We start from the raw sequence: 20,079 nt of genomic DNA, 5'->3' as shown, positions 1-20,079 counted from the left end.
TCTTTTTGATGCCAGGAACAGTGATGACGCAAAAACCGGTAATGCATAGCGCCCACTGGGGTGCTTTTCATGCCCAACGCGAGGGCGACCAGCTCACCATCGAGCCATTCAATCGCGATCCCGATCCCAGCCCGTTACTCCAGAATTTTCGCCATGCCCTCAATCATCCGGTGCGCGTCGCGCGGCCAATGGTGCGTCGCGGCTGGCTGGAAAACGGTCCAGGGCCGGATCAGCGTCGGGGTAACGATGACTATATCGCCGTCAGTTGGGAGGAAGCCTATACGCTGGTCGCGCGTGAACTTCAGCGCGTAGCGGATGCGCATGGGCCGGAGGGAGTTTTTGGCGGATCGTATGGCTGGTCAAGCGCCGGTCGTTTCCATCATGCGCAAAGTCAGGTGCACCGTTTTCTTAATACCACCCTGGGCGGCTACGTCCGTTCGGTCAACAGCTACAGCTCCGGCTCCGCATCGGTGCTGCTGCCGCATATCGTCGGCGATATGACTGAAATCGCCCGCCGTGGCGTGAGCTGGGAAGAGATCGCGCAGCACAGCGAAATCGTACTGGCCTTCGGTGGGCTGGCGCTGAAAAATTCTCAGGTTGCCAGCGGCGGATTGAGTGAACACACCGAACGCGGCTTTATGCAACAGGCGGCACAGCGCGGCACGCGCTTTATCTCCGTCAGCCCGTTAAAAAGCGATCTGCCCGCAGAAGCGCAGGGCGAATGGCTGGCGCTGCGTCCCGGTACCGATGCCGCCTTTATTCTTGGCGTCCTCTCGGTGCTGATCGCCGAAGGCCTGACCGATGAATCCTTCCTCGCCCGTTATTGTGTCGGCTGGCCACAGATGGTCGCCTATATCGTGGGTGAAGAAGATGGCGTGATACGCGACGCGGCCTGGGCAGCGGAAATTTGCGGTGTCAGCGCCGCCTTTATTCGCCAATTCGCGCGCAAATTGCATGGCAAACGCGTTCTGGTCACTGTCGCCCATGCGCTACAGCGCGCGGAACACGGCGAACAGCCGGTGTGGCTCGGCCTGGTGCTCGCCGCCGCACTGGGGCAGCCCGGTCTGCCCGGTGGGGGGTACACCTATGCACTTGGCGCGCTCGGTCATTACGGAAAACATCATAATCTGGTGAGTTTCCCGGCTTTGCCGCAGGGCAAAAATGGTATCGACCGGCTGATTCCGGTGGCGCGCATCGCCGATATGCTGCTGAATCCGGGCACAAAGTTCGATTACAACGGCCGTCAGTTAACCTATCCGCATATTCGGCTGGCTTACTGGGCGGGGGGTAATCCCTTCCATCATCATCAGGATCTGGCGCGTCTGCGTCAGGCTTTTTGCCAGCTGGATACCCTGATCGTGCATGAAATCGCCTGGACTGCCAGCGCCCGCCATGCCGATATCGTATTGCCCGCGACGATGACGCTGGAGCGTGAGGATATCGGTGGGGCGCCGACCGATCGTCATCTGTTCGCCATGCAGCCGGTCGCGCAACCCTATGCTGAAGCGAAAGATGATTACGCCATTTTTAGCGAACTGGCGCGGCGCCTGGGCAGGGAAGAGGCTTTTACCGAAGGACGCGATACGCGCGGCTGGCTGCGGCATCATTACCGGCAGTTACAGGAGAAACTGGCGGCGCAGCAGGTTGAGATCGCGGATTTTGATCAATTCTGGCAACAGGGTGTGCTGGAACTGCCGCAGTTAAAAGATGGCGGCCGGATGATCAATGCCTTCCGCGCAGATCCTGATGCCGCGCCGCTGCCGACGCCGAGTGGCAAGATTGAAATCTTCTCCGCCACCATCGCCAGTTTTAACTACGAAAACTGTCCGGGGCATCCGGTATGGCGTGAACCACAACAGAAACCCAGCGCGGAGCATCCGTTCTGGCTTATCGCGAATCAGCCCGCCACGCGCCTGCACAGTCAGCTCGATTTTGGTGATTACAGCCTGAGCGCTAAGCGCGACGGTCGCGAAGTATGCAGCCTGAACCCGCAGGATGCGGCAGCGCTTGCTATCGCCGAGGCTGACATTATCGAGTTATACAACGAACGTGGTCATGTTCTTGCCAGCGCGCGGATTACCGACACCATTATGCCCGGCGTGGTGCAGCTGCCGACCGGCGCCTGGTATGATCCGGTCGATCCCACCGCGGCGCGCCCGTTATGTCGTCACGGCAACCCGAATGTATTAACGCTGGATATCGGCACCTCGTCATTGACGCAGGGCTGTAGCGGGCAGATTACCGTGGTGCAGGTACGGAAATATACCGGAGAGATTACGCCTGTACAGGCGTTTATTCCGCCGAAATAGATCAGAAGAATATTGTCCCGGTGAATCCGCCGTCGGCAGGTTAACTATTCTCCCGATACTAAAAAATCCGTAATCCTTACCAGATTGCGGATTTTTTATTATTAATACCGCTAACGAAAACTTTCCTGAAATTCATTCCTGAGTAACCAGGTATCCCTTTTAAATTTAATTTCTGTGATTCAAATCAACATTAATCAAAGAACGGTGTAATGATTTTTCAAGATCTCAAGAGTAAAGTGGCGTGACCAGCATTTGATGCTGTTCTTTGGTATAGTCATATTTTGGTGTGGGGTGCGTTCATTTAACTATCGTTTACAAGGATTAGTATGAAAGATATTTCTGAGATTAATGATGATATTTTTATTTCAGGCTCAGAGCAGGAACTGATGGAGAGGTTTTTGCACATTACTGAACTGATTTCTTCCGAAAGTGAATATGATAATTCAGGAGAGGTGAAATTCCTGCCGCTTAATCGATTAAATTCTTTTGCCGAGCGTCGGGACTGCGTTCAGGTTATTTCGCAGGTCATTGAGTCAGGCTGCTTTACCAGCGGCCCCTTTATTGCTGACGTAGAAAACTATCTTTGTGGCCTCTATCAGGTTGATACCTGCATTGCCTCAAGTAGTGGAACGGATGCGTTAAAAATCGCGCTGAAAGCGGCTGGTGTTGATGCTGGCGATGACGTCATTATGCCGCTGAATTCCTTTGCCGCGACGGAAAATGCCGTCATGGCCATCGGCGCAAAACCGGTATTCGCCAATATTGATGAATCCTATAATATGATCCCGGACGAAATCAGCCGGCTGAAAACCTCTCGCACCAAAGCCATTCTTCCTGTTTGTCTGTATGGTTCAACAAAAAATCTGCGGGAAATCTACCTTAAATCCCGGCAGCAGGATCTGTTGGTGATTGTCGATGCGGCGCAATGTTTCGGAATAAAATCGCTAATCAATCATTGTGACCTGTTGGTACTCAGCTTCAACCCGTTTAAAAACATCGGGTCTTTTGGCAAATCCGGTGCCGTATTAACCCGTTTCTCTGAGTTTTCAGCACGGGCAAGGCAATATTCTTATCACGGATTTTCTGAAGGAAGGAAAAATATCAAGGTACAGGGATGGGGATTGAATAGCCGCATGGACAATATGCAGGCGGCCACATTGAAGACAAAATTAACACATTTTGAAAACAATGCCACTAAGCGCTGTTTTCTGGCTGCAAGGTATATATTTTCCCTGCGCGATTTGCAATCAGAAATAAAACTGCCTGCGGAAATACATGAAAACACATGGCATCTTTTCCCTTTGTATCTGAAGCATAAAAATCGCGATAAATTGCTGCAATTTGCCAGAATGAGGAATGTGGAGCTGGATATTTATTATCCGGTTTTAGCCCATGCTGGCGCGCATGATTATGCCGAACATTATCCTAACCGTGAGCAGTTTATCTCCTCTGAGCGCATTCATTCCGGCCTCATTCACTTACCCCTGCATAACCATATGTCCTTGCAGGAACAGGATATTATCATCGAGGTGTTGTATGCATTTTTCCAGTCATAAACTTCCGATCGAGTTTCCACTCCCGCCATCGATTAAGGCTGTGGTTTGCTGCGATCTGGATGAAACCTATATTCCATTCTCAGACGAAAATAAATCGCACGGAGGGATAGCGCAGCTCGAAGAGTATTTAACGGCGGAGGGAGAAAGAAAGGGCATCATGCTTGGCTGGATAACCGGAACGAACCTGAACTCGGCTTTACGTAAAGCGGCAGGTTACATTTCGCGCAGCCCGCATTTTATCTGCTGTAGCCTGGGCACAGAATTTTACTGGGTCCGCAAGGGGACGCTGGTCCCGTCATCTGCCTGGGAAAAACGTATTCAGCAGTCGGGTTATTATCCGGAAAGCGTTGATGAAATGCTGAAAGCGACCCGCTGGCATGGCATTACCCTTGAAATGCAGCCGGATGATTACCAGGGGCGCTATAAGCGCAGTTTCTATTATAAATTGCGCGACAGTATACAGACTGATTTTGCCTGGATTGCCGACCTGGCCAGCAGATTTCAGATCCGCGTCTTGTTCACCAAATGTAATCCTGCCGCCGGCGATCCGGCTGATTGTTATGACGTGGAATTTATTCCCCGTTGCTGTGGCAAAGATGAGGCGGTTTTATTTTTGATGGAAGAATTATGGGTACCAAAGGAGATGGTTTTCGCTTTCGGTGACAGCGCCAACGATTTCCCGATGTTCTCGCAAGCCGGGCAGGGCTATCTGGTGGCGAATGCTGACCGTGACGCCATAAAACAGCATGGCAACTGTCTGGACCAACCTTACTGCCACGGCATTTTAAGCATCGTAAAAGGAATTTAATCATATGGTCATCGGGATTATTGGTTGCGGTGGAATTGCGCAGGCGCATGTTCGTGCGCTCTCATTAATTGACTCAGTCACAACGCTGACATTTTACGATATTGATGAATATAAAATGCGCAGTCTCAGCGCATTCAGCATTCTGCCGGTGAAATACTGCACATCACTGGCTGAACTGGCACAACGCAGCGACGGCTTTATTATCTGTACGCCGAATAATTTGCATGTCGGCATTGCTGAAGCCGTGTTGAAGTATAAGAAAATCCCTTTCGTCTGTGAAAAGCCACTGTCAACGGATCTGGCCTCTGCGCGCCGTCTGGTAGATTTAGCCCCACGCAACAGCATTGTCTCTTTTAATTATCGTTATAACCGGATCATCCAGAATCTTGTGAAGGTAAAAAATGACCGGCAATTAGGAAAGCTGCACTATTTCTCTGCGGAGTTTAATAAAAATTCTGCCCTGACTCGCCACCACCTGACCTGGCGGGACTCCGCGCAGCAGAGTAACAGCAGCGGTGCGCTGGGCGATCTTTCCTGCCATCTGCTGGATCTCTTCTGCTTACTCAGTGATGACAGCATAAATACAGAAAATCTCAGAATTGCCAAAGGCACTCGCGTCAGTGCCAAAAATGATGGTTTGGTGGAAGTGGATGATAACGGTTATATCTTTGGACATGCCTGTGGTGGTGCTTTCTTCCGTATTAAGGCCAGCAAGTCGGATGAAGAACCCGCGCTGGGTCTGCATTTAAATCTGGTTTTCGAAAAAGGCGAAATACGTTATTCGACTCAAAAAGACAATCGCTTCTGCCTGACACTATTTAACCAGACGGGTTCAGAGGCGCTCTCATTTGCCGACAGCAAAATGCTGTCCGATCCGCCGCGCGAGCTACCTTACTGGTCAGACTCTTTTTATCATCTTCTTAAGGACTGGTGTCTGGCGTTAAAAGGCAAGCCACAGGCAGCATCATTACCGATGCTCGCTACGGGTCTGCATATTCAGGAAGTCATGGAAGCATTCTGAGGGAAAATATGGATACCACCCTATATATCGGTCTTTTTGCGGCTTTTTTTACCACCTTTGCGTTTGTGCCACAGAGCCTGAAAACCTTACGCACCCGTAATACTGAGGGCATATCCCTGGTGATGTACATCATGTTCACCATTGGCGTTGCTTCCTGGATCGTTTACGGTTTTCAGCGCTCCGACATTGCGGTACTGACTGCCAACCTGATCACTTTACTGCTCGCCATGCCGGTGCTGGTAATTACCCTGCTTAGTCGCAGAAAGAAAGCCTGATGATTTGGCGGCCCCTGGGCCGCCCGCGACTAACGCCGGTCCTGCATCATTAAGGCATCCCGTATCACCTGCAAATCCGCTGCTGTTCGCAGTTCGCTACTTTGCAATAGTTGCTGCTGACGTTCGGGCGACTCCGGCTGCAACGCAGCGCGCAGCTTGCCGTCGACATCAACTGCATCGGTCAGCGACTCCTGACGCGTGCGGCGCTGGTGCAAACGGGTGCCATCTTCTAGTGACAACGTCACCTCATGGAAGCGCAGCGCCGGATTGATCGCATCCGGGGGCGCCGATTCGTCCGGAGTTCGCCGCACTTTAGCCGCCAGCGGCAGCACCTCGGGATTGAGATCGCCTTCGGCGAAATCCTGCAAACGCAGATCGTTATAGATCAGCATCGCCGCGATGACATATTCGAGGCTGAAGCGGGCTTCGATACCGTTGGCGGGTTCGCGCACCGAAGCCGCAATATCGCCGCCCGGCGGAAAGGCGACGGTGATATCCACGATACCGTTCAGCAAGGCATCCAGCGATTTCCCGCTCGCCAGCCACTGCTGACGCAGCAGACGCGCGGCTTCGGCTGCGCTATGCGTCCCGGCGCAGGTGGGAAAGGGCTTAAACTCCAGCCCCGGCGAGTGAATCCGCCAGGGGGCGCCCCAGTTTTCCAGCAGCTTCTCTGGATTCGCCTGCCCATTGCTGCTGGCGGCGAGAAACGCGTCAATCACGCCATCCTGTTTGCCATCAATGCCCGCCAGCGTCAGCTGTGCCGCTGCCACGGCGCGTTCGGCCGCAAATCCGGCATGGAGCGGTTTTACCGCAGAACCAAACTGCGCGCGCAAGCCGCTGGCCTGGGTAGCGGCAATGCCCAACAGGGTAGCCGTTGCTGCCGTAGCGAGGCGCAGAAAGCGGGCCAGCGCCGCCGCCGCCGCGAGGGTGCCGAGCGTGGCGGTGTTGTGATATCCCAGCGAATAATGCTGCTGGCTGGCGGCGAGGCCGAGACGGCCTGCCACCTCCACCCCAATCGCGTAGGCATCAAGGAAATGTTCAACATTCGGCTCTGCCTGCCAGGCGAAAAGCGCGGGCAGGATCACCACGCTGGGGTGGCCGCGAAAATCGGCGTGGAAATCATCGTAATCCAGCGCATGGCCCGCATAGCCCAGCAGCAATGCCTGCGAGCGCACGCTGCCATCGTTATAGACGCTGCGCAGCGCCGGTAAGCCGCTATCGGGCACCTGGCCCTGCAACACCGGCCAGCTGACGGCGAGAAAATCGCGTACGCCTTCACGGGCGTTGTCACGAGCCTGTGGGTCCGGTTGGCTATGAACGATGCGCTCAGCCAGCGCTGTTGTCCAGCTCATCGCGCCTGCTCCAGCGCCGCCAGCGCCAGATTGGCCAGATAGCGGGATGTCGGCAGCAGCACTTCATCGTTAACGCGGAACGCCGGATGATGCAGCGCGTAAGGTTCACCGGTGCCAATCATCATAAATGCGCCCGGCAGCTGCTGTTGGTAGAAGGCAAAATCTTCACCGATGGGGCTGGCGTCGACCACTCGCGCTTCAAAGCCGCTGGCGCTCGCCTGCTGTAAGGCAAAATCGGCCCAGAACGCATCATTCACCACCGATGGCGGCCCGGCGTGCCAGTTGAAGGTGACCTCCGCGTCGAAGGCTGCACCGATGCCCTGCACAATGCTGCGAAAACGCTGCTCCAGCCGCTCGCGCGTCTCCTGCGAGAAGGAACGCACCGTGCCCTCCAGCCAGGCGCTGTCCGGGATCACGTTCCAGGTGCTGCCGCTGTGAATCTGGGTAATCGACACCACGGCGTTATCGGCGGAAGGGGCGTTACGGCTGATGAGCGTCTGGGCCGCAGAGACAATCTGCGCCGCAATTACGATAGGATCGTTGCCCTGATGAGGTTTGGCGGCGTGGCTGCCGATGCCGGTAATGGCGATATCAAAACGGTCAACGGCGGCGGTCAGCGGCCCGGCTTTGCTGCCAATTACCCCTGGCGGCAACGACGGATCGTTGTGGATACCAAAAATGGCCGCCGCACCCTGCAATGCGCCGGTGGCGATCACGTCCGGCGCCCCCTGGCCGGTTTCCTCGGCCGCCTGGAACAGGATACGCACCCGGCCCGGCAGCGTGCTTTCCTGCTGTTTCAACAGGATCGCCGCGCCCAGCGCCGCAGAACTGTGGAAATCATGGCCACAGGCATGCATCACGCCAGGACGTTCGGAGCGATAGCTGACGCCAGACTGCTCCTCAATAGGTAGCGCATCAATATCGGCGCGCAGTACCACCAGCGGCCCTTGTTCCGGACCGATTTCTGCCACCAGTCCGGTTTTCAGCGGCAGGTCGAGGATACGAATATGATGTTGCTCCAGCTGCTGACGCAGGCGGGCGGTGGTTTCGAACTCCTGGTTCGACAGCTCCGGAAAGCGATGCAATTCATGGCGGAAAGCGATGAGATGCTTGCCCAGCGCTGCTTCATCTATGGTGCTCATACCTTGTTCCCTTGTTGTGCCGCCTGACGCGTCAGCCAGGCATCGTGTGCGGATTCATCCAGCACTTTCTTCATATAGAGAGTGATATGGCCTTTACCGAGATCGGTAGTGTGCATCGGCTGGAAGCCGCGCTTCTGGTACATCTCTTTCAGCCACGGATGGCTGATGGCCGTACCCAGCGACACCGCAGGCGCGCGCAGCTGACCAATGATGATCTCCTGCTCCAGCCGATCCTGAACCTGGCGGCCATAATGCTGACCCGGATAGTTCGGGTGTGCGCCAAACCAGCCAATATGCGGCAGGCCAAACGGACCTGGCAGCGGCCCCCACGGATAACGAAGGGTAACGGAAGAGACCATTTCGCCATTGGCATACAGCGCGTATACGCCGTGGCTTTGCAGATGACGCAGGGTTTTGTCCAGATCGGCGCTGGCGGCATCAAATTTAATCCCCAGGGCTTTGGTGGGCGCGTAAGCGGCATGCATCAGGGCCTGGTAAGTTTCAACTTCGTCTTCTATTACCTGGCGAAAATCGAGCGACATAGTATTCCCCGAAAAAACCGCCACCGAGGCGGATAATAAAGGCAGCATCTAAGGACATTGAGATTAACAGCAAAGCCAGTGTGCGCTATATCTGAAAAATAACTAAGTTAATGCAAATTTGTGAAAATGAATTGCCCGGTTTTTTATTGCTTAAATCGTTATTTACCGTAGTATGCAGAAAACATACAGCGCTATAACAAATTTGCATTAACCCACTGTAAAAACTCAATTTTATCCGTTATAGCCTTTCTCTTTATCAGGGTAACGACGTGTTAGCGATTAAATCTCCGCGTGCATACGCGCATGAGGCTGGCCTGCGTACACGCGCCGGTGAATTTATTAAACCTTACGCCACGCATATTCGTATCTTTACTTCTCCCGGCGCCTGGCAGGCAGTAAATCCGGAATTAAGCCAGAGCCTCGAAGCCAATGGTATCCGCTGGCAGCTGGAATATCTGCAAGGCGAATGTACCGACGACGCCATCGCCACCTTAAAAAATAATACCGAGCAGCAGGGCGCAGAGCTGCTGTTTGCCATTGGTGGTGGGCGCGTGCTGGATGCCGCCAAAGCGGTTGGCAGTCAGTTGCCGGATTTGACGCTGATTAATTTCGCCACCGTGGCCGCCACCTGTGCGGCCTGGTCACCGGTCGCCATCATCTATACCGCAGAGGGCGGCCATGTGCGCAGCCAGGCGCTGGCAAAGATGCCGGAACTGGTACTGGTCGATAGCGAAGTGATTGCGCGCAGCGACGTGCGTTATCTGCAAGCGGGTATCGTGGATGCGCTGGCTAAATATTACGAGTTCCGCCCTTATCAGCGTCACAATCCGCACGACTTAGCCCTTGATTTAAAGGTGATGACGGCACTGCGCGCGCTCGATACCTATCTCCAGTACGGCGCTGCCGCCGTCGCTGCGAATCAGCAGCAGCAGGTGACGCCGGAACTGGTCAAAATCATCGATGCCAATATCGTGCTGGCCGGTCTGGCGAATAGCGTGCGGGATGAGCTGCCGACGCCGGGCTTTGCCCACGCCATTCATAATCGCCTGACCTGGCAGCCGGAGCTGCACCCCTGGCTGCACGGTGAGAAAGTGGGTTACAGCCTGCTGGTGCAGTCGCTGATGGAACATGATGGCGTGCCGGATGCCGAACTGCTGGCGCTGCTGCGTCAGTACGCGATGCCGCTGCAACTGCCCGCGCTGAGCGGCGATCGTCAGGAGCGGATTGCTGCTATCGCCCGGCAAATTAAATTCCCGGCCGCCAGCGCCGAACGCCTGCCGTTTACCGTGTCTGCTGCGACGCTGGAACAGGCGCTGCTGGCGACTGACCACACTTTTTAAGCGTGCGCCGCGGCGCACATTTTACTTTTACAGACCAGGACAACTTTATGGACAGCGCAACATCACAACGTCGCCTGCGACTCGGCCTTTTTGTACAACCGGTAGGACAACATGTGAGCGGCTGGCGTCTGACGCAACAGCTGGGCGATCCCACCGATATTGACTGGTTAATCACCATCGCCAAAAAAGCGGAAGCGGGCAAATTTGATCTGTTCTTTGTCGGCGATGCGCTGGCCACCAGCATGTACCGTCTGCCGTCAACCATGGCGCGCCTTGAGCCGCTGATCATGCTCTCCGCACTGGCGGTGAATACCAAACGTATCGGCCTGGCGGCGACGGCATCGACGACCTTTAGCGATCCCTTCACCATGGCGCGCAGCTTCTCCTCGCTCGATCATATCAGCCGGGGGCGCGCCGCGTGGAACGTGGTGACTTCCTTCTCCACCGATGTGGCGCGCAACTTCAGCCGCAGCGATATGCCGAACCATGCGGAGCGTTATGCGCGAGCGCGAGAATTCCTCGACGTGGCGTATAAGCTGTGGCAGGGCTGGGAAAGCGGTGCGGTTCAGCCGAATAAAGAGACCGGCGCCTATTTTGTCGATGACAAAATCAAGCCGATCAATCACGAAGGCGAGCATTTCCAGGTGCAGGGTCCGCTGAACATCACCCGTTCGCCGCAGGGACGTCCGGTGATTATCGAAGCCGGTTCCTCCGCCGATGGGCAGAAGCTGGCGGCTGAAACCGCAGAGGTGATCTTCACCGCCGCGGCCAGCCTGGAAGAAGCGCAAACCTTCTATCGTTCGCAGAAAGATCAGGTGATTGCCGCTGGCCGCAATCCGGATCATGTGGTGATCATGCCTGGCGTGATGCCTATCATCGGCCGTACCCGTGAAGACGCCAAAGCGCTGTGGAAAGAGCTGAACACCCTGGTGGATATTGAGAACGGTCTGCGTCAGCTGTCGCTGCGTTTCAATATGGATCTTAGCCAGTACCCGCTGGACGGGCCGGTGCCGGACGTGCCGCTGGGCGAAGGCAACCAGAGCCGCGTCAAACTGATGACCGATATGGCGAAACGTGAAAACCTGACGCTGCGCGAGCTGGCGGCGGTGGCCGCAGGTTCGCGCGGGCACCGCGTGATTGTCGGTACCGCCGCAGACATCGCCGATGATTTCCAGCTGTGGCTGGAGCAGGGCGGCGCAGATGGCTTTAACATCATGCCAGCTATCATGCCGGAGCAGCTGGATCTGTTTGTCGAGCTGGTGATTCCGGAGTTGCGCCGTCGCGGTCTGTTCCGCGATGACTACGAATTCGCCACTCTGCGCGAAAACCTCGGTCTGCCGGTGGTCTAACCCCAGGAGCAACAGCATGGTCACCTTATCAAAGCGTGTGCAATCGGTGTCGCTCTCTGCCAATGCGGCGGCGCGTCAGTTGACGCGCCAGCTGAAAGAGCAGGGCGTGGATATTCTCGATCTTACGACCGGTGAACCGGATTTCGACACCCCGGCGCATATTCGTCAGGCGGCGGTGGTGGCGATGGAGGCCGGGGAAACGCGTTATACGCCGACGCCCGGCACCACGCCGTTACGCAAAGCGGTGCAGCAGAAGCTGGCGCGCGAAAATCAGCTGGATTACGACATCGGGCAGATCGCCATTGCCAACGGCGCCAAGCAAATTATCTTCAATGCCTTTGCTGCGACCCTGAATGAGGGCGATGAGGTGATTGTGCCGGCGCCGTACTGGCCGACCTTCCCGGATAGCGTTCGCTTCAATGGCGGTGAGCCGCTGCTGCTGGCGTGTCCGCTCGAGCAGCAGTATAAGTTGCAGCCGCAGCAGCTGGCGGCAGCGATCACCGACAAAACCCGCTGGCTGGTCCTGAACAATCCCGGCAACCCATCGGGCATGGTGTACAACGCTGATGAGTTAACCGCGCTGGCCGCGGTGCTGCGCGATCACCCTGATATGCTGATCATGCTGGATGAACTCTACGAACATATCCTGTTTGATGGCCGCCAGCATGTCAGCCTGCTGCACGTTGCACCGGATTTAGCGCCGCGTACGCTGCTGGTTGGCGGCGTGTCGAAAACCTATGCCATGACCGGCTGGCGCATCGGTTTTGCTGCCGGACCGCAGACGTTGATCAACGCGATGACGGTGGTTCAGTCGCAGAACAGCTCCGGCGCCAGCGCCATCAGTCAGGCAGCCGCGGTGGCGGCGTTTAATGGCGGGCTGGATTTCCTGCCGCCGCAGCGTGATGCCTATCAGAAACGTCGTGATGCGATTATGACCACGCTGAGTCAGGTGCCGGGCATTGAGGTACTGAATCCGGAAGGGGCGTTCTTTATTTTCTGTCGCTGCGCGGGTCTGCTGGGCAAAACGCGGCCGGATGGCCGGCAACTGGAGACGGAGGAGGATGTGCTGAACTACCTGCTGGAGAACGGGGTATCCGGCGTAGCGGGGAGTGCCTATGGTTTGTCGCCGTACTTCCGCCTGTCGATAGCGACTGATATTGCCAGCGTCAGCGAAGCCGGACGACGTATCGCTCATGCCTGTGCCGCGCTGATTTGACTGCGCGGGTGATTGCCCGGATGGAGAATGTCGCAGGACATTCTCCATCCGGTTAAAACGGAATAAAGATTAAATCAGGAAATCGTCGAGCGAGCCGCCAGCGTCGATAGCGCTTTTAATCGGCGACGGGGTACGACCCTGACCGGTCCAGAATTTCTCTTCGCCATTTTCCGTGAATTTATATTTGGCCGGACGCGGTGCGCGTTTGGCTTTCGGTTTAGTTTCGCCCTGGGTTAATTGCGCCAGTTCATTAATATCAATACCGTCGTTAAGCAGCATTTCTTTATAAAGTGCCAGCTTCTCTTCTTTCTCACGCAGAGCCACATTTTCCGCAGCCACTTCTTCACGACGTTCGGCGACCACCGCGCTGAGCTTTTCCAGCATTTCGTTTAAAACCACAACCTCAATATCACGCGCCTGAGCACGCAGTGTACGAAGATTGTTCAATGCCTTCAGTGCATCGCTCATAAATAAATCCTTAATAATTGTCTTACTCATCTAAAAACGGGCATTCTACGGGAAATTAACATAAAAGAAAATAATCTCCCCCAGACAGATTAGTCCTGAAAATAACCTGCGTCTGCGCGGATGAATTATAAGCGGCTAACGGAAATTGAGCGGGCCAGGTAAATATCCCGCACAGAATTTAAACATCGCGATAAAACGGGAAGCAGCCAGTAACCAATGCCACCAGCAATAACACCAGGCAGTTAATAAATGACCAGCGTAGCGTAAAGCGCTGGGTCTGCGCATAATCCAGCTTCAGCATCCCCACCAGTAAATAGGTTGAAGCCACCAGCGGGCTGAGAATATGGACCGGCTGCCCGACCAGTGAGGCGCGCGCCATTTCGATCGGTTCGATACCATAATGACCGGCCGCCTGAACCAGCACCGGCAACATGCCGAAATAAAACACATCGTTGGAGACCATCCAGGTCACCGGAATGCTGATGACTGCCGTAATCACCGCCAGATAAGGGCCGAGTGCGGGAGGAATGATATTCACAATCGCCGTGGCGAGGCTATCTGCCATGCCGGTTTCCGCGAAGATGCCGGTAAATACCGCGGCGGCAAAGATCAATCCCGCCACGGCGAGAATAGCCGGAGCATGACGGTTTATCTGCTCCTGCTGCTGGCTTAATTGCGGATAGTTGACAACAAACATGATCGCCGTCGCCAGCATAAACAGATAGGCCATGGGCACCACATCGAGCACCAGCAGCGTCATCAGGGCGATAGTCAGCGCCCAGTTAAACCAGAAACGCCAGGCCACGCGCGGTTTCTCAGTAAACTGCAGGCTGGCGACCTCTGCCGGGATGCCGTGCTGAAAGCCAATTCGTTTGCGCTCGCCGCGACCCAGCAACCATGCCACCACGAAGGTCCATACCACACAGGCGGCCAGCGGCAGCAGCATCGGGACAAATAAGGTGGCCACATCGGCATGGACAGCCGTGGCGGCACGGGCGGTCGGGCCGCCCCAGGGAAACATATTACCCAGCCCGGTACATTGTAATAACAGGCAACCGACGCTCAATTTTGATAGCCCGAGACGTTCATATATCGGCATAAAGGCGGCCAGGACGATCATATATACCGTTGCGCCGTCGCCATCCAGGGCGACAATAAAACCGAGCAGCACGGTGCCGATAAATATTTTCACCGGGTCGCCATCCACGGCAGAGACAATGCGTTTGATAATGGGATCAAACATCCCGGCGTCGGTCACGCTCATAAAATAAAGCATGGCAAAGATCAGCATCACACCGGTTGGTGCAACGGTGCGCAACCCTTTAATCACCATCGCGCCCATCTCCGCGCCGTGGCCGGAGAAAAGCGCAAACAGTGTCGGGATAATAATCAATGCCGTGAGGGCAGAGAGTTTTTTGCTCATTAACAGGCCGATAAAACAGACAATCATGAGCACGCTGAGGATTAACAGCATGGCAGGCGATCCTATTCAGAGGGTTTTTTAAACGGTATAAATAAAAAACAGCAAAATGATTATTTATCGTGCATGTGCGCCTTTTTCTGCCCTCGTCATTCCGGCGTTATTATCTAAAGGAATTTTTAGTAAGGGCAAGGCATATTCATGACAAAAAATGTGTGCAACATCTTAGTTTTAATGAAATTAAATTCGCGCCAGGTGATAATTTATATTGTTGGTTTTTTCGCTCCTTCATTGTATCGATAAGAAATAAAGGACGCCCGGCCATTATTGCCGGGCGCGGAATTTAGCCGTGATCGCGCGGTGATGGCGCGATGGGTAACGGCAGGCGATAGAGTTTTACCGGGTATTCCACGGTAGAGGGTTTACCGCCGGTGGTGGCTGGCGTGCGGTTAATCTGCGCGGATGGCATCCACAGCGCACCTTTAGAAATCCACATCGCATCAATCCAGACCAGGCGCGGGTCCTGAATAACGGTGGTCACGCTGCCGTCCGGGGCAATGCGTTTAATGCTGCGATCGTTGAGGTCCGAGGCATAGATATTGCCGTCAGCGTCAATGGCGGTGCCACCGGTGCTCCAGGTGTCGCGTACTTTCGTGGCGTGTTTTGCCACTTCCGCCGCTGTGAGTTTCTCATCATCCAGATAACGGGTTTCGATACGTGCCAGCGGGCCGGGGATGGCCTGGTAATAGAGCCATTTGCCATCGGGGGAGACCTCCAGCTGATCCAGCCCGACGCGTTTTTCACGGCCGTCGCGCAGATAGAGCTTTTTACCGTCAGCGTAGATCGGCTGATGATCAACAGAGAGCGGATGATCATCCAGCACGCGCCAGGTTTTGCCGCTCTTCAGATTCAGCACCACCAGTCCTACCGCGCCAGGATCGGTCAGGTAAGCGAAATCACCGTTGAAGCGCACATCATCCAGATAACTGGTGGGCTTCACGGCAGGCGCTTTAAACACGTAGCTGCCGACCACTTTGCCGCTTTGCAGATTGATGCGCACCAGTTTGGCCGCGCCAGGCACGGCCTTATCGCCGGTGCCGATGCCTTTGTTGCCGGAATCCATCACCCAGAGATCGCCGTCCGGGCCGATACGTAGCGCATTAACATGATAAAAATGGTGCTCCGGGTCCTGGCTTTGCCACTGATTCCAGCTGTCGTCGGGATAGGCTTTCAGCTGACCGTTCACCACTTCGGCCAGCTGCATACCCGGCCCTTCGGATTGCGTCAGCGAGGCGAAAATGCGGCCATCATGACTGACGGTCACGCCGTTCCACACGCGAGGTGAGGTGGTAACCTGTTGCAGACGGCTATCCTGCTGCGTTGGCAGCGTGACCGGCAGAGTATCCTGAGCCAGCGCCTGTCCCGCAGTAGCCAGTGCCAGCGCTGCCACCAGCGCCTTGAGTGAATGCTTCATCCTTCTCTCCCTTTTACCTAACATCGCAAAATAGTTGTTGCTCTGTTGTTAATGTCTTTTCATCCTGGCAGCCCGCAGTGATAAATTATATTCTTTGATTTTTATCAATTAATTCCTGGTGGGAATGAATGGAGCTGAAAGATCTGCATTATCTGCTGGCGGTGAAGGAGACCGGGCATCTGGGGAAAGCGGCACAATCCCTTGGCATCACCCAGCCAGCGCTGACCAAATGTCTTCAGCGTCTGGAAAAGTTTTACGCCACGCGGCTGATGTTAAAGGTCGGACGCGGGATGCAACTGACCGAAGCGGGACTGCTACTTTGTGAACGTGCTCAAAAAGTCGTGCATATGATGCAGGTCACACGGCAGGATTTACAGGCGCTGGGCGCAGGCACCGCCGGGGTGATCCGGCTCGGCGTTGCGGCTACGGCGGCGGAATTTATGCTGCCGATGCTCAGCCGGGATCTGTTGCATAAAGCGCCGACGGCACGCCTTGAAGTGACGGTGGGGATGAACGACCTGTTGCAGAAGCTGCTGCGCGAAAACAGAATCGACCTGATCCTCGGCTTTCTGCCGGACGGCAACACCGAATTCATCACCCGTCCGTTAATTGACGATCCGGTGGTGATTGCCGCCAGCCGTCGTCATCCGCTGGCGAATATCCATCCCACCCCGGAACAACTCGATCAATATAACTGGCTGCTGCCTTCAGCGAATGTCGCTACGCGCCAGTGGCTGGAGCAGCGTCTGCGCAGTGGTGGTTATGCGTCTCCGCGCGTGCAGATGGAAAGCAATACGCTGTCGCCGCTGCGTCAGGTGATTGCCCATTCGCAGTTGCTCAGCTTTATCTCGCGCCGGTTGCTAAAAGGTGAGGGCGATGATGCCGCGCTGGTGGAAATTCCGCTGCCGCTGGTGACCATGCCCCGTACTTTTGGCTGGCAGTTCCGCTCGTTAAGTGAGCTGTCACCGGCATCGCGTTTACTGGTCGATTTAGCCGAAAAGCGCTGGCACTGGTAACGCTGTTAAATTCAGCGCGTGTAAACCCGTTTAATTTCACGCGCTTGACAATATTTCCCGCCGTGATGATTACCTCTGTCAACTCTTTTGCCATATTAATCATTGAAGAATAAGTGATTTTTAGCGGAAAAAGTATTTCGAACGCCGTAACATTCACTTGCAATCGCAATCTTAATGCGTATATTTCTCATTTGCTTTATTAACGACATCTTTACTGTCGGACTGCCCGTGCCGGGATGGCACAGTCAGGCGCTTAAACCTTCCTGACCTTATTTCTTCAACGCGTATTTCGTGGCGGGATGCCAGCAGACGTCAGCGGGCATGTCGTCACCCAAATAAAAAATATAAGTTGATAGAGGAATAATATGTCTTTCGAAGTTAAGCGTGTCAGGGAACCTGGCCAGGCGCCGCAGCGCGCGCTGCGTCTCTCCATACTGGCGATGGTCGTCGCCTCCGGTATTGCCCATAACGCCTCAGCGGCGGAAACCCCCAGCAAAGACCAGACGCTGACGGTGAATGCCAGCACCAGCACAGACGACGCGCAGCAGCAGGCCGCGACCGATTACAACGTGCCGGTCACCCGCGCCGCCACCAAAATGGCCCTGACCGCGCGAGACACCCCTCAGTCGATCAGCGTCATCAGCAAACAGCGCATCAAGGATCAACAACTGGATACGCTGAATGATGTGCTGAAAAATACCACCGGCATCAGCGAATTTAATTCCGGCTCTAACCGCAGCAATTTCTATTCGCGCGGTTTTATGATCGATAACTATCAGGTTGATGGCGTTCCGACCCTGATTGATTCGCAGTGGAACCTCGGCGACACCCTGTCTGATACCGCGACCTACGATCGCGTAGAAGTGGTACGCGGCGCTACCGGGTTAATGACCGGTGCCGGCAGCCCGGCTGCGTCGGTGAATATGATCCGCAAACATGCGGACAGCAAAGAATTTGTCGGCAACGTCTCCGCCAGCTATGGCAGCTGGGATACCCAGCGTTATGTTGCCGATCTCTCCGCACCGCTGACGGAGTCAGGCAATGTGCGTGGCCGCGTGGTGGCCGGATACCAGGATGGCGACAGCTGGCTGGATCACAACCACACGCAGAAGAAATTCCTCTACGGCGTGGTGGATGCCGATCTGACCGATTCCACCACACTTTCCGTCGGGTATGACTACGAAGAAACCAACATCTCGGGCGCGACCTGGGGTGGCCTGCCAACCTATTATCTCGATGGCAGCAAAACCAACTATTCGCGCAGCACCAACCTGGCACCGGACTGGGCGTATAACAACAGCGACTCGAAAAGCGTCTTCGCCAGCCTGAAACAGGACTTCAGCAACGGCTGGCAGTTCACCCTGAGCGGGATGCACACCGAAGCGACCATGGACAGCAAGCTGTTGTATATCGACGGATACTTCGACAAAACCACCGGTATCGGCATTGGCCCGTATGCGGGTTATGACCTGTTAGGCGGCACCGGTTACAACACCGCAAAACGTAAGCAAAGCTCGGCGGATGCCTATGTCAGCGGCCCGTATGAGTTATTTGGTCGTCAGCATGAGATGATGGCGGGCGTAACCTATATCCGTCAGAACGACCGCTATTTCAGTTCCTCAACCAGCTTCACCTCGGCGGATGTGGGTGACTTCAACGACTGGGGCAACTACCCGGAACCCGACTGGGATCCGCAGTCACTGGCGCAGGACAACACCATCCGTCAGAAATCAGCCTATCTGGCGACGCGTATCTCGCTGGCCGATCCGCTGCATTTGATCCTCGGCGCGCGTTATACCCAGTACAACGCCGAAACCCTGACGCAGAATATGGAGAAGAACAACATCACGCCTTACGCGGGCCTGGTGTATGACATCAACGACACCTATTCGGCGTACGCCAGCTACACCTCAATCTTCCAGCCGCAAACCTATCGTGACGTGAATGGCGCTTATCTGTCGCCGGTCACCGGGAAAAACTACGAAACCGGGATTAAAGGCGACTGGATGAACAGCCGTCTGACGGCGTCGTTAGCGGTGTTCCGTATTGAGCAGGACCACATTGGCGCCACCGATTATTCCTTTGTGAAGGGCGGTACCGATTATGCTTACTACGAGCAGAACGGCACGGTCAGCAAAGGCATTGAGTTTGAAATCAACGGTGCGGTGACCGACAACCTGCAAATGACCTTTGGCGCCACGCGCTATGTCGCGAGAGACGGCGATGATGCCGCGCTGAATCCGACGCTGCCGCGTACCACGCTGAAGTTCTTCACCAGCTATCGTCTGCCGATGTTGCAGGATCTGACGGTGGGTGGTGGCGTCAACTGGCAGACCCATACCTGGGATAACGTAGCAGGACCAGACGGCGCCAGCACGATTTATGCCGAGCAGGGCAGCTATGCGCTGGTGGACCTGTTCGGTCGCTACCAGGTGACTAAACAGCTGTCACTCCAGGCTAACCTAAATAACCTGTTCGATAAAACCTACAATATCGATGTTGGCAGAAACACGGTCTACGGCGCGCCGCGCAATATCACCGTCTCGGCAAACTATCGCTTCTGATAAAAAACGCCTCTTCGGAGGCGTATTGGCGTTGTAATGGTATGAATTGAAATATTTTATTTTTCCCTGCATCCATTGATTGACTACGTCAAACCACGAAAGCCTGCCTATAAATGCGGGCTTTTTTATTACTGGTGATGGGTTGTTTTATGATCTCATCTGTATGGACTCGCCAATGATTAGATGTGGATCAATATGCAGTCTGAATTTGCCCTCTGGCAGGAGAG

16 protein-coding genes are annotated in these 20,079 nt (G+C 55.1%); 10 read left to right on the top strand and 6 right to left on the bottom strand.

The genetic code is table 11. The annotated features are described in order from the left end of the window. Positions 1 to 23: 23 nt before the first annotated feature. The 5 genes from AC6I8V_RS22185 (at position 24) to AC6I8V_RS22165 (ending at position 5,969) form a co-directional block, all read left to right on the top strand. The gene (locus tag AC6I8V_RS22185; protein WP_497845968.1) at positions 24 to 2,309 is read left to right on the top strand and encodes a molybdopterin-dependent oxidoreductase; all 2,286 of its coding nucleotides are present in this window, start codon (positions 24 to 26) and stop codon (positions 2,307 to 2,309) included. Between the two features lie 326 nt (positions 2,310 to 2,635). Next, entirely contained in the window at positions 2,636 to 3,865 is a 1,230-nt protein-coding gene (locus AC6I8V_RS22180) for a DegT/DnrJ/EryC1/StrS family aminotransferase (RefSeq protein ID WP_497845967.1), read from the top strand. Then, complete coding sequence (locus tag AC6I8V_RS22175) at positions 3,846 to 4,673, top strand: HAD-IIB family hydrolase (RefSeq protein WP_497845966.1); 828 nt, start codon at positions 3,846 to 3,848, stop codon at positions 4,671 to 4,673. Before AC6I8V_RS22180 ends, AC6I8V_RS22175 begins: the two co-directional genes overlap by 20 nt. 4 nt (positions 4,674 to 4,677) lie before the next feature. Next, a complete protein-coding gene (locus AC6I8V_RS22170) occupies positions 4,678 to 5,694 on the top strand; it encodes a Gfo/Idh/MocA family protein (RefSeq protein ID WP_497845965.1) in 1,017 nt (338 codons plus the stop codon). 8 nt (positions 5,695 to 5,702) lie between these two features. Continuing rightward, positions 5,703 to 5,969 carry a SemiSWEET family sugar transporter gene (locus AC6I8V_RS22165; RefSeq protein ID WP_497845964.1) on the top strand — a complete coding sequence of 89 codons (267 nt, stop codon included), beginning with the start codon at positions 5,703 to 5,705 and terminating at the stop codon, positions 5,967 to 5,969. 29 nt (positions 5,970 to 5,998) lie between these two features. Here the strand turns inward: AC6I8V_RS22165 and AC6I8V_RS22160 are convergent, their stop codons facing one another. From AC6I8V_RS22160 to AC6I8V_RS22150, 3 genes are read right to left on the bottom strand one after another with little or no spacing between them, the layout of a single operon-like run. Next, a complete protein-coding gene (locus AC6I8V_RS22160) occupies positions 5,999 to 7,321 on the bottom strand; it encodes an MmgE/PrpD family protein (RefSeq protein WP_497845963.1) in 1,323 nt (440 codons plus the stop codon). After that, positions 7,318 to 8,463, bottom strand: coding sequence for an amidohydrolase (locus AC6I8V_RS22155; protein WP_497845962.1), 1,146 nt, complete (start codon positions 8,461 to 8,463; stop codon positions 7,318 to 7,320). The genes AC6I8V_RS22160 and AC6I8V_RS22155 overlap by 4 nt, the downstream gene beginning before the upstream one ends. Continuing rightward, positions 8,460 to 9,005 carry a GNAT family N-acetyltransferase gene (locus AC6I8V_RS22150; protein WP_497845961.1) on the bottom strand — a complete coding sequence of 182 codons (546 nt, stop codon included), beginning with the start codon at positions 9,003 to 9,005 and terminating at the stop codon, positions 8,460 to 8,462. The genes AC6I8V_RS22155 and AC6I8V_RS22150 overlap by 4 nt, the downstream gene beginning before the upstream one ends. 269 nt (positions 9,006 to 9,274) lie before the next feature. Here AC6I8V_RS22150 and AC6I8V_RS22145 point away from each other — a divergent pair, with 269 nt between their 5' ends. From AC6I8V_RS22145 to AC6I8V_RS22135, 3 genes are read left to right on the top strand one after another with little or no spacing between them, the layout of a single operon-like run. Then, complete coding sequence (locus tag AC6I8V_RS22145) at positions 9,275 to 10,345, top strand: iron-containing alcohol dehydrogenase family protein (RefSeq protein WP_497845960.1); 1,071 nt, start codon at positions 9,275 to 9,277, stop codon at positions 10,343 to 10,345. A 47-nt stretch (positions 10,346 to 10,392) separates the two neighbouring features. Beyond that, a complete protein-coding gene (locus tag AC6I8V_RS22140; RefSeq protein WP_497845959.1) occupies positions 10,393 to 11,694 on the top strand; it encodes an LLM class flavin-dependent oxidoreductase in 1,302 nt (433 codons plus the stop codon). Positions 11,695 to 11,710: 16 nt separating this feature from the next. Further along, positions 11,711 to 12,910, top strand: a complete 1,200-nt coding sequence (locus AC6I8V_RS22135; protein WP_497845958.1) for an aminotransferase class I/II-fold pyridoxal phosphate-dependent enzyme — start codon at positions 11,711 to 11,713, stop codon at positions 12,908 to 12,910. A 69-nt stretch (positions 12,911 to 12,979) separates the two neighbouring features. Here AC6I8V_RS22135 and AC6I8V_RS22130 read toward each other — a convergent pair whose 3' ends face one another. The 3 genes from AC6I8V_RS22130 to AC6I8V_RS22120 all read right to left on the bottom strand — a co-directional run bounded on the left by AC6I8V_RS22130 (position 12,980) and on the right by AC6I8V_RS22120 (position 16,272). Continuing rightward, entirely contained in the window at positions 12,980 to 13,378 is a 399-nt protein-coding gene (locus AC6I8V_RS22130) for an H-NS family histone-like protein (protein ID WP_497845957.1), read from the bottom strand. Positions 13,379 to 13,556: 178 nt separating this feature from the next. Beyond that, positions 13,557 to 14,852 carry a CitMHS family transporter gene (locus AC6I8V_RS22125; protein WP_497845956.1) on the bottom strand — a complete coding sequence of 432 codons (1,296 nt, stop codon included), beginning with the start codon at positions 14,850 to 14,852 and terminating at the stop codon, positions 13,557 to 13,559. Positions 14,853 to 15,141: 289 nt separating this feature from the next. Continuing rightward, the gene (locus AC6I8V_RS22120) at positions 15,142 to 16,272 is read right to left on the bottom strand and encodes an L-dopachrome tautomerase-related protein (RefSeq protein ID WP_497845955.1); all 1,131 of its coding nucleotides are present in this window, start codon (positions 16,270 to 16,272) and stop codon (positions 15,142 to 15,144) included. A 128-nt stretch (positions 16,273 to 16,400) separates the two neighbouring features. On the opposite strand from AC6I8V_RS22120, the gene AC6I8V_RS22115 reads away from it, so the two are divergent. After that, the gene (locus tag AC6I8V_RS22115; protein WP_497845954.1) at positions 16,401 to 17,288 is read left to right on the top strand and encodes a LysR family transcriptional regulator; all 888 of its coding nucleotides are present in this window, start codon (positions 16,401 to 16,403) and stop codon (positions 17,286 to 17,288) included. Between the two features lie 365 nt (positions 17,289 to 17,653). Then, positions 17,654 to 19,852: a ferric-rhodotorulic acid/ferric-coprogen receptor FhuE gene (gene fhuE, locus AC6I8V_RS22110; protein WP_497845953.1), complete on the top strand. Its 2,199-nt coding sequence runs from the start codon at positions 17,654 to 17,656 to the stop codon at positions 19,850 to 19,852. Positions 19,853 to 20,079: the final 227 nt, after the last annotated feature.

The sequence above is a fragment of the Pantoea sp. X-Soil-TKNS-1207 genome, assembly GCF_059730485.1.
Note: the sequence above shows the minus strand (reverse complement) of the source record. Positions and strands in the feature narration are given on the sequence as shown.